11 protein-coding genes, 1 rRNA gene and 4 pseudogenes are annotated in these 9433 nt (G+C 36.7%); 7 read left to right on the top strand and 9 right to left on the bottom strand.

The genetic code is table 11. The annotated features are described in order from the left end of the window. Positions 1-96: 96 nt before the first annotated feature. Positions 97-211, top strand: a 5S ribosomal RNA gene (gene rrf / locus B9T28_RS03460). Positions 212-597: 386 nt separating this feature from the next. Continuing rightward, entirely contained in the window at positions 598-1947 is a 1350-nt protein-coding gene (locus tag B9T28_RS03455) for an MFS transporter (protein ID WP_086202529.1), read from the top strand. 88 nt (positions 1948-2035) lie between these two features. Here the strand turns inward: B9T28_RS03455 and B9T28_RS03450 are convergent. Next, positions 2036-2544: pseudogene (locus tag B9T28_RS03450) on the bottom strand (lytic transglycosylase domain-containing protein). Positions 2545-2783: 239 nt separating this feature from the next. Between B9T28_RS03450 and B9T28_RS03445 the strand changes: the two are divergent. Continuing rightward, the gene (locus tag B9T28_RS03445) at positions 2784-3185 is read left to right on the top strand and encodes a putative signal transducing protein (RefSeq protein ID WP_086202527.1); all 402 of its coding nucleotides are present in this window, start codon (positions 2784-2786) and stop codon (positions 3183-3185) included. Between the two features lie 20 nt (positions 3186-3205). On the opposite strand, the gene B9T28_RS03440 is transcribed toward B9T28_RS03445, so the two are convergent. Next, positions 3206-4150, bottom strand: coding sequence for a phosphatidate cytidylyltransferase (locus tag B9T28_RS03440; RefSeq protein WP_086202526.1), 945 nt, complete (start codon positions 4148-4150; stop codon positions 3206-3208). Beyond that, positions 4147-4836: a lysophospholipid acyltransferase family protein gene (locus B9T28_RS03435; RefSeq protein WP_086202525.1), complete on the bottom strand. Its 690-nt coding sequence runs from the start codon at positions 4834-4836 to the stop codon at positions 4147-4149. The genes B9T28_RS03440 and B9T28_RS03435 overlap by 4 nt, the downstream gene beginning before the upstream one ends. 230 nt (positions 4837-5066) lie before the next feature. Here B9T28_RS03435 and ybaK point away from each other — a divergent pair, with 230 nt between their 5' ends. After that, positions 5067-5534, top strand: coding sequence for a Cys-tRNA(Pro) deacylase (ybaK, locus tag B9T28_RS03430; RefSeq protein ID WP_086202524.1), 468 nt, complete (start codon positions 5067-5069; stop codon positions 5532-5534). A 111-nt stretch (positions 5535-5645) separates the two neighbouring features. Here the strand turns inward: ybaK and B9T28_RS03425 are convergent, their stop codons facing one another. From B9T28_RS03425 to B9T28_RS03405, 5 genes are all read right to left on the bottom strand, one after another. Next, the gene (locus B9T28_RS03425; RefSeq protein ID WP_252053455.1) at positions 5646-5843 is read right to left on the bottom strand and encodes a hypothetical protein; all 198 of its coding nucleotides are present in this window, start codon (positions 5841-5843) and stop codon (positions 5646-5648) included. Positions 5844-5891: 48 nt separating this feature from the next. Further along, complete coding sequence (locus B9T28_RS03420) at positions 5892-6170, bottom strand: hypothetical protein (protein ID WP_143222593.1); 279 nt, start codon at positions 6168-6170, stop codon at positions 5892-5894. 135 nt (positions 6171-6305) lie between these two features. Next, positions 6306-6524 carry a hypothetical protein gene (locus tag B9T28_RS03415; RefSeq protein ID WP_086202574.1) on the bottom strand — a complete coding sequence of 73 codons (219 nt, stop codon included), beginning with the start codon at positions 6522-6524 and terminating at the stop codon, positions 6306-6308. A gap of 249 nt (positions 6525-6773) precedes the next feature. Then, complete coding sequence (locus B9T28_RS03410) at positions 6774-7070, bottom strand: XRE family transcriptional regulator (RefSeq protein WP_086202521.1); 297 nt, start codon at positions 7068-7070, stop codon at positions 6774-6776. Further along, entirely contained in the window at positions 7070-7462 is a 393-nt protein-coding gene (locus B9T28_RS03405) for a type II toxin-antitoxin system RelE/ParE family toxin (protein ID WP_252053430.1), read from the bottom strand. Before B9T28_RS03405 ends, B9T28_RS03410 begins: the two co-directional genes overlap by 1 nt. Before the next feature lie 53 nt (positions 7463-7515). Here B9T28_RS03405 and gpJ point away from each other — a divergent pair. The 3 pseudogenes from gpJ to B9T28_RS03395 form a co-directional block, all read left to right on the top strand. Continuing rightward, positions 7516-8358 (top strand): annotated as a pseudogene (gpJ, locus tag B9T28_RS03400) (TipJ family phage tail tip protein); the annotation flags it as partial. A 1-nt stretch (position 8359) separates the two neighbouring features. Continuing rightward, positions 8360-8476, top strand: a pseudogene (locus B9T28_RS14975) (DUF6527 family protein); the annotation flags it as partial. Next, a pseudogene (locus B9T28_RS03395) lies at positions 8476-8844 on the top strand (hypothetical protein). The pseudogenes B9T28_RS14975 and B9T28_RS03395, both read left to right, overlap by 1 nt. Before the next feature lie 230 nt (positions 8845-9074). Here the strand turns inward: B9T28_RS03395 and B9T28_RS03390 are convergent. Continuing rightward, complete coding sequence (locus tag B9T28_RS03390; protein WP_086202520.1) at positions 9075-9335, bottom strand: hypothetical protein; 261 nt, start codon at positions 9333-9335, stop codon at positions 9075-9077. Positions 9336-9433: the final 98 nt, after the last annotated feature.

Genomic DNA, 9433 nt, shown 5'->3' with positions numbered 1-9433 from the left:
AATACTTAAACTTCAACTCAAATATTTCTGTTAATAACTCATTTGACGAAAGCTAGGCATTCAATAAGACCTTGGCGAGTAAGCATAAACAGTTGTGCTGGCGACAATAGCAAGAGTGAACCACCTGATCCCTTCCCGAACTCAGAAGTGAAACCTCTTAGCGCTGATGGTAGTGTGGGGTTACCCATGTGAGAGTAAGTCATCGCCAGCTCATTAATTCTAAAAACACCCCAACTTAACAGTTGGGGTGTTTTTTTATGGGAAATATGTACGGAATAAAGGGGAATAAAATAAAAAATAGATCAACATTAGAATTTAGAAACATCATTCTTCAATTTTATATATCTATGGTCTAATTGCTGGGTGTTTAAAAGATAATCAATTGATTAATATTGATATTAATTTATGCTTTGTTACACTTTTCATATAATAAACTCTTTGTTCTACTAATTTAATCAAATATTTGGTGATATTTTACGCCAATAATTCATTTAAATACTTATTTAGTATAAATCCATACCTTATGGGTTTTAGACAAAAAATGAATCTGGATTCATTGTATGTTGATATTAAGTCTCACAACTGGAGGTGAGGAAAATGTCAATGACGGCAATAAATGTAAATACGATAATTGATAATTCAAAATTTAAGCTATTTCATACAAAATTAATTCTTTGGTGTTTATTTATAGTTTTATTTGATGGTTATGATTTGGCGATTAATGGTGTGGTTTTACCCTTGCTGATGAAGGAATGGGGAATGACAGCTGTACAAGCTGGAATGCTTGCCAGTACTGCACTTGCAGGTATGATGTTTGGTGCAATGCTCTTCGGAATGTTAGCAGATAAAATTGGTCGCAAAAAAGTTGTGTTAATTTGTGTCACATTATTTAGTGGGTTTACATTTTTGGGTGGTTTTGCTTCAAATCCAACAGAGTTTGGAATATTACGCTTTATTGCAGGCTTAGGCATTGGTGGTGTGTTACCGAACTTAGTGGCATTAACCAATGAGTATGCACCACAGCGTTTACGAAGCACTTTGGTAACCACCATGTTTAGTGGTTATGCCGTAGGTGGAATTATGGCTGCATTATGTGGGACATGGTTTACATCATCATATGGCTGGGAAATCATGTTTTATATTGCAGGTATTCCATTATTATTCACACCTTTATTTTGGAAATTTTTACCTGAATCTTTAACTTACTTGGTAAAAGAAAATCATCATGAGCAAGCAAGAAAATTCTTAGAAAAAATTGAACCTTCAACGGCTTTATCGCCCAATGCTAAATTGGTTTTAGCGGATACTGATCAATCACAAAGTTCTTCAGTGAAAGCATTATTTACAGAAAAACGTGCTGCAGGAACTTTCTTGTTTTGGTTAATATTTTTTATGTGCCTCCTTGTGCTTTATGCATTAGGTAGCTGGTTACCAAAATTGATGATGGCAGCAGGTTATTCTTTGGGCAGTAGTTTATTGTTTTTACTTTCTATGAATGTAGGGGCTGTCATTGGAACTATTGGTGGCGGAATATTAGCTGATAAATTCCATTTGAAACCTGTACTGATTAGCATGACTTTAATAGGCGCATTGGCTTTATTCGGTTTAGGGTTCAATTCTCCACCAGCAATTTTATATATCTTGGTTGCATTTGCTGGTGCTTCCGCGATAGGGGGTAGTATTTTACTTTATAGTTATGTTGCACAGTATTATCCAGTAGCAGTACGCTCAACGGGGATAGGTTGGGCATCTGCTGTGGGTCGTATTGGTGCAATCGTTGGTCCGATTGTGATTGGCATGATTTTAGGCATGGAGCTTCCACATAAATGGAACTTTATTGCAGTGGCTATTCCTTTAGTTATCGCTGCATTTGCAATTTCTTTAATTCGTGTTGCGCCTGCTAAAAGTACAGTTAAAATTGAAACAACTGTAGTCCAAACAAGTTAAACCTTAACGCTTGAATACATGATTTTCACTAAAGGCTTTGGTTTACCCAAGGCTTTTTAGTTTAAATATTAGTAATATTAAATAGGCATTACAGTGCTTTTTTTAAGACTTTTTCATGTTTCTTGACTTGCTTCGCGTACTTTTTACCCTGTTTTTTCATTTTGTGATTGGTATTATAAGCCGTCGGTCCAACATTGTAATAAGCTAATGCTTTTTCCCAACTACCTGCAGACTGATTATATTTTGCTAAAATAGAAGCACCACAATTAATATTATTTGATTCCTCAAATAAATCTCCTGGACAAGATTGTTGCCAATATCGAGGAATGATTTGCGTTAAACCTACAGCTCCAGCAGATGACATAACATTACTTCTATAACTGGATTCTTGTCGAATCGTTGCTGCTATGAGAAGAGGATCCACATGGTATTGATCTGCACTTTGAACAATCATCGGTGAGATACGATTAGCCGTATTGGGAGTAACTGAATAGGCACTTTGAATCCCTTTGGATAGTTTTTTTGCCCGTTTTTCAACTGAACCCCCCCTAAAGATGAGCATCCTGCAATACTGAAGATACTCACTGCAATAATCATTGCTTTTAAAAAGTATAATTGGTTTGATGATTTTGATTGAGTAAGTTGATTAGCTGTAAGCAAAATAAAAACCGAAATAGCAAGATTCTAAGAAAAATCATGGTAATGGGCTAAATATATAGAGTCAAGGTGTGGTCACGTTTTTACACAACTCTCTTTTTTTATTGTGTTGTTTTTAATAATCTATTCAAGTGATGACCTATAAAATTATCGTTTGAATTTAATTTAAAGGAGAAAAAATGGGCTGGGTTGTGATCGAAAGCTATTCATTTCCATATGAGGCACAAATTGCAAAAGCAAAGCTAGATTCATGCGATATTCCCTCATATATTGAAAATGAACATACTATTAATATGAATTGGTTATATTCCAATGCGATAGGAGGCGTTAGACTTGCTGTTCCTGAAAGCTTTAAAGAAGAAGCATATTCACTTATCCATCAGGATTTTAGTCACGAGGTGGTACAACACTTCGAAATACCAGTAGAGCACTGTCCAGCCTGTGGAAGTCCCGAAATTGAACCTTATACACAAGGGAAAAGATCAGCATTTCTTGTTTTTATATTCTTGGGTTTTCCTTTGTTTTTTTATAAGCACGGTCTGCGGTGCAAAAAATGTCTTCATTTCTATTCAGATCAATAATCAGCACCGTTTTTAAAGTTTTAACTCCACCAGTATCTTAGAATATGAAAGAAAATTGGTGCGGAAAAGCAAATAGAATCAATACGGTCTAACATCCCACCATGACCATGAATCAGTTGTCCCCAATCTTTAACGCCACGATCACGTTTAATTGCGGACATGACTAATCCACCAAAGAATCCAAAAATACAGACAATAAAACCGATAAGCGCTGCTTGCCAATAATTAAATGGCGTCAACCAAGACATTGTGACACCCAATGCGGTAGCTAAAACAATGCCACCAAGTAGGCCCTCAACGGTTTTAGATGGAGAAAGTACAGGGGCAACTTTATGTTTTCCAAATAATTTTCCGCAAACATATTGCAGCACATCTGAAGCTTGAACTACCATAATGAGCCAAATCGCTAACCAAATTTTTTCTCCATCGAAGTCAGGGAGTCTTAAATTTAACAGTGCAGGAACATGTGAAATACAGAATACACTGACCATTAGTCCCCATTGAATTTTAGCGCTACGTTCTAAAAAATGAGTGGTATCTTCTTGTTTTAAACTGGCGATTGGAATTAATAAAAATACATACAGCGGAATAAAAATAGAATATAGGCCGTACCAGTCTGTATAAATTAAATAATATTGGTAAGGAATGACGAAATAAAATGCGATCAGTAAGGGGAAATAATCACCTCGTCGAGTCGGCAATAAGCTAATAAATTCTCGTAAAGCAAAGAGTGAAATTAAACCAAACAATACGATAAAGGCAACCTTGCCCAATAAAATGGCAGTACCAATGACAATTAGCATGACCCACCATGCATTGATACGTGCATTTAAATTGTCGATTACACTTGAAGGTTTATTTCCCGTTTTTTTCTTTAAGATAAAGCCCACTGATGAGGCAAAAATTAAAATTGCTGCAAATATGCCAAATAAAAGATAGGTTTGGTTTAAATTATCAAGAGTCATTGATTCTCAACCTGTTTTAATTTGAGTAATTGTTGTTGGGCATAGGCTAGAAATTCTGTTTTATTCATCTCTAAATGTTGGTCTAGAGGACGACCAAAACATACAGTCGATAATAAAGGAAGGGGGATTAAGGCACCTTTAGGCATCACGCGTTTTAAGTTTGAAATCCATACAGGAACAATTTCGACCTCTGGAAATTGACGGTGTAGATTATACAAGCCACTTTTGAAATCAAGTAAATCGATATCATCATTTAAGTTTCGAGTTCCTTCAGGAAAGAAGATAATTGAAGAACCTTGAGCTAAAACATCATGAATGGGTTGTAGTGGATCTTGATTCTGTTCTTTATGTCGCTGGATAGTGACACCATTAAAGGTGTCTTGGATAAGGAAGCGACGTAAGCCATCTTTCATCCAATAGTCCGAAGCTGCCACAGGACGTGTTTGGCGTCGTATCGATTTTGGTAAAGATGACCACAACAGAATGAAGTCAATATGACTATTATGATTGGCATAATAAATGCGTTGTTTTAATTCGGGTTGACAGCCTATCCATAAACTACGTGCTCCAGTTAGGAGTCGGGCACCACGACGTGTCAAAAAAGCAATGCAACGCGCAAGTGAAAGGGTCGTTAGATTGCTTTGATGATGATTTGGGTCGGGTGGAATAAGTGATTTTTGATTCATTAGGACGACCAAATTTTTATTGTGTAAATTGTTTTAAAAGTAAACGTATTAAAACAATTTTTAGAGGAGTGAGTAAAGGTTTTTTAATTTATGGATGATTTACAAGATCATCTTGTAAATCATAAAGTTTAAAACTTCATCTAAATAAGCATTAAATAGCCTAAGTATATTTAACATATACTGTCAAAAGTCATATAATTATTTATCTTATAGCAATTCACAATAAATTTATGACTCCTGCTTGTAACATTTTAAAATCAAATAAGATAGAATTTAGTATCCACGAATATGTACATGGTGCAAATGCAAAAAGTTTTGGTTTAGAAGCAGCTGAAAAATTAGGGCTTAATGTTAACGAAGTGTTTAAAACATTAATGGTTACGGATGATAAAAACTTCTTTATTGCTATTTTACCTGTCAATTATCAACTTAATTTAAAAAAAGTCTCTAGTGCTTTTGGTTGCAAAAAATTGCATATGGCTGATCCAAAAGTTGCAGAGCGTTTAACTGGTTATTTGGTCGGTGGAATTAGCCCAATAGGACAAAAAAAACGTCTAAGAACAGTCATTTGTGAAAGTGCAAAAAGCCTTAATAAAATGTATATAAGTGGTGGTAAGAGAGGATTGGATATTGGACTAAATCCTTTAGATTTAAGTCAGGTTTTAGGGGCAAATTTTGCTGATATTATTGATGAATAATCTGTATTATTATTGATCAATATTGGTTGTATAAAGTTATGTTACTCACAAAGTTACTCACAAAAGTGTTACTCATAAAAAAGCCACCTAAACGGTGGCTTTATCGCTAGATCAAATATCTAAAATTACAGACTGAACATAAGAGTTGAGCCAATAACTCTTTCGACCATCCTTATGTGGTTTTGTATAACGACCAACTCTAATTCTAGCATCTAATGTTTCTGGTTCAATATTTAATAATTTCGCAAACTCTGCACGACCTATACGTCTTTCATTTTGTTGAGTGAAAGTCTTTTTTAAAATTTGCATTTCATCAAAAATGGCCTGAATTAGATTGTGGTCTTTTTCGGATTTCATTCAAGACACCTCCTTCAAACTTTGTTGCACAGAGACAGGTAAACGCTCCTTAGCCCACCAAAGAACCGCATAGTCCCAACGCTCTGTATCAAACGAAGCAATTAAAAAATGTTCTGGTATTGGTGGAGTGGGTGTGTATCCCTTCCACTCACCATTGGCATTCGAATCAATTTCTTCTAAATCAACAGATGTATCGATTGAAATATCGATATTGCCGTTCACTTGAAGCTGTTCCCATTCTTCGGGTGTATAGCCACGCTCTTCATTATTGTCAAGCATCGGATCAATGGAGTTGAAGTCTGGATGAAACCACCAACAAAGGTCTTCAGGTAGCTCAACACGCTTTAATTGTTTAATCAAATTATGAAAATAAAGTGCTGCCTAAAAATCAACCTATTTTTGTTGTCTTGATAATCACTCGGATGATGTTTTTTCTACTAATTGTGATGTGCTAGTAGGTGTGTCTTGTAGGGCGGCTGCTTTCCGTTTTTGGTTAGGCATATAGTCTGGTTCACTCGACATAGCCAAGTATAGAAAAGTAAAAAAGATGGAAGTTAAAACAGCAACAATGGCAATAAATTTCCAACCTAAAGTAGTTGATTTTAAATCATCTGATGAGGAGTTTTTTTTCATAAAAGTGCCTAAATAGCAAAAAATTAAAAGTGTATCTTTCATATTATAAAACTGATTTATGTGAAAAACCACTTCATATACCTTTATGGAATATTAGTAATTAGGAAACCAAACTCAAGGTAGCTATTTAATGATGCACGTATAAGAGAGAATTAATTAACCATCGACAAGGTGGTTTTTTACACCCAAAGAAAAACCCCGATAGCGCTAACTGTCGGGGTTTTTTAATGCCTAAAACTTAAAAATATTCTATGCGGGAACAAGTCCAACATGAATTTTCTGGCCCAAAGCGTTTGCAGCACTTGCAAGTGTGGTCAGCGTAAGACTGGTGTCATCTTCATCAAGCAGGCGGTTTAGAGATGCTCGACTGGTATGCATTTTTGCAGCCATGGCAGTTTTAGTTAACTTTTGAGCTTTCATTGCTTCGGCTATTTGCCATGCAAGAACACGTTTTATCGCAACAGCGGTAGCTTCTTCAAGCAAGCCTTCTTCTTGTAAGAAGTCATCGAAACTACTGCCAACATGTTGGTCGTTGAAGTTATTCATCATGATCTCCGTGACTGTTTAAGTCTTTGTTTAGCTAAGGCTAAATTGGGCTTTGGTGTACTTTGCGACTTTTTAACAAATCCATGAAGCAAAAGCATGGTGTTGTCATCAACAGTAAAGAATATGCGTGCAATTCCAGAAGAGATATTGATCCTGATTTCCCATAGGTTGGTATCCATCTTCCTAACGAGTGGCATACCTAATGGCCAACCAATTTGAACGGTTCGAATATCTTCACCTAAGGCTTTTTTGTCAATTGGCTGAAATTCTTTTAGCCATTCTTTCACTGGCTCACTACCACTATCTGTCTTAAAGAACAGCACGGTCATTGGTATTACAGGCATCACATGCTCCTCTTTATTTAATTGTACCAAAAATGGTACGTTTTGCAAGTTTTAACCAAGCGAAGCCGACCTTAAACAAGTTGGCTTTTTTATTGTCCTGACGCTGGGCACCCTTGCGTGAACAAAATCAGGACAATGGCGATGTGAAGGGTTATACCATTCAATATGTCATGGATGTGCAAACCGACGGTGCTGCATGGGTTGAAGTGTTAAATACCCAAATTTCAGATAAAACCGCTGCCAACTATGAGCGTTCACATCGTATTGATTTACCTAAAGCCAATATTGGTTGGCAGATCCGCGTTCGAAGTACCACTCCAAATGCAAGCTCAGAATTTATCTCTGACAAGATGTATGTGCAGGCTATCACTGAAGTCATGGATGCCAAGTTACGTTATCCGAATACCGCATTGTTGGGTTTGCAATACGATGCAGAAACATTTTCCAATGTAGCGAAAATGGCGGCTGAATGTGATGGGGTAGAAATCCTCGTTCCCTCTAATTATGACGCTGTTGCTCGGACCTATAGCGGTTTATGGGATGGTACCTTTAAACGCGCATATACCAACAATCCAGCATGGCATTTTTATGATGCCTGTATCAGCAAGCGCTATGCATTGGGTGATCGAATCAATTCAAGCATGATTGATAAATGGTCGATCTATCGTTTAGCACAATACTGTGATCAACCGGTACCAGATGGCCATGGTGAAACAGAACCCCGTTTTACCTTGAATGTATATGAACAAGGTCAGGAGGATGCTTGGACGGTATTGACCAAAATGGCAGGAGTGTTTCGCGCCTTTGTGTACTGGAATGGTCAGCAGATTGTCTGTGATGCTGATATTCCACAAGATACCTATTTCACCTATACCTCTGCCAATGTCATTGATGGTCACTTTGAATATTCAGGCACCCGCGCACGAGATCGGCACACAGTGGCCGGGGCATCCTAGTCAATGTCCTTCATTTGTCACTGATGGAAAAATACAGTTTTTATCTGATTGTCATCATGGATTAGCAGGTCAAACAGTTGATCTTCCTAAAGTTGAGGAATTCTAATGCCAATCATTCAAATCTTATGGAAATTTAAAACATGGATCGCAATAGCGGTCTTTTTTATTTTATGGGTATCGCAACTTGCCTACACCAACCATTTAAGCGGAACGCTCAAAGCAGCTGATGCCAAGTGCAAAGCCACCATTCAAGCAATGGAACAAAAGTAATTAAAGGCATTGGCCGCCAAACAAAATGAAATTAACCAAGTGAGTGCAGACTATAAGCAAGTTAAATCAGAACAACGAGTCAAAGTCGAAACAGTTACACGTGAAGTGCAAAAGATCATTGAGCATCCTGTTTTTAACAACGCGTGTATTGATTCTGACGGGGTGCAACTCGACAACTCACTTATCACCCGTGATTCCAGCTAATTTAATGCAGCCTTGCCCTGATCTTCAAATACTGGAATCAGGGCAGGGTAAATCTGTATTACCTTGGGCAGTGGATACTGTGGCTAAATACAATCAGTGTTCAGCTCAGGTTGATGCATGGATTGAGATTGGGAAAGCCCTCAGGTGAACCGCACCTCCGAAAAGTTGGACATATAGTCTGGTTGGAGGGGCGCTTTTATATCAAGAGAAAGTAAAATACTAGGGCTATATTAAGAAAGAGGGTGTTCTGCTAAACCTCGATCGGTTATTTTTGTATTTGTTATAATGACTTGACTATCTGAATATACGCAATAAGCAAGGACTTGTTGATCTTTTTCTACAAGCATAATCATTGGCTTATCGGTATCTCTAATCCAAGATTCAGAGGCTCCAGATCGAACAATAAACCACATTGTATCCCCTTCATTACTCCATTTATTTATACATACTTGTATGGCTAAATCTGAGCTATTTGTTATTTTAATGCCCATATGTATCTCCTTGTAAAATATATTATTTAAATACAGATAGGGTTTAAGTTATATATTTTAAATTAAAGTTATAATTTTTTTCAATATTGGAAACAGTA

The organism is Acinetobacter silvestris (assembly GCF_002135235.1).
In the GTDB taxonomy this organism is placed as follows: domain Bacteria; phylum Pseudomonadota; class Gammaproteobacteria; order Pseudomonadales; family Moraxellaceae; genus Acinetobacter; species Acinetobacter silvestris.
The sequence above is the reverse complement of the archived record's forward strand: the minus strand, read 5'-3'. Positions and strand labels throughout refer to the sequence as shown.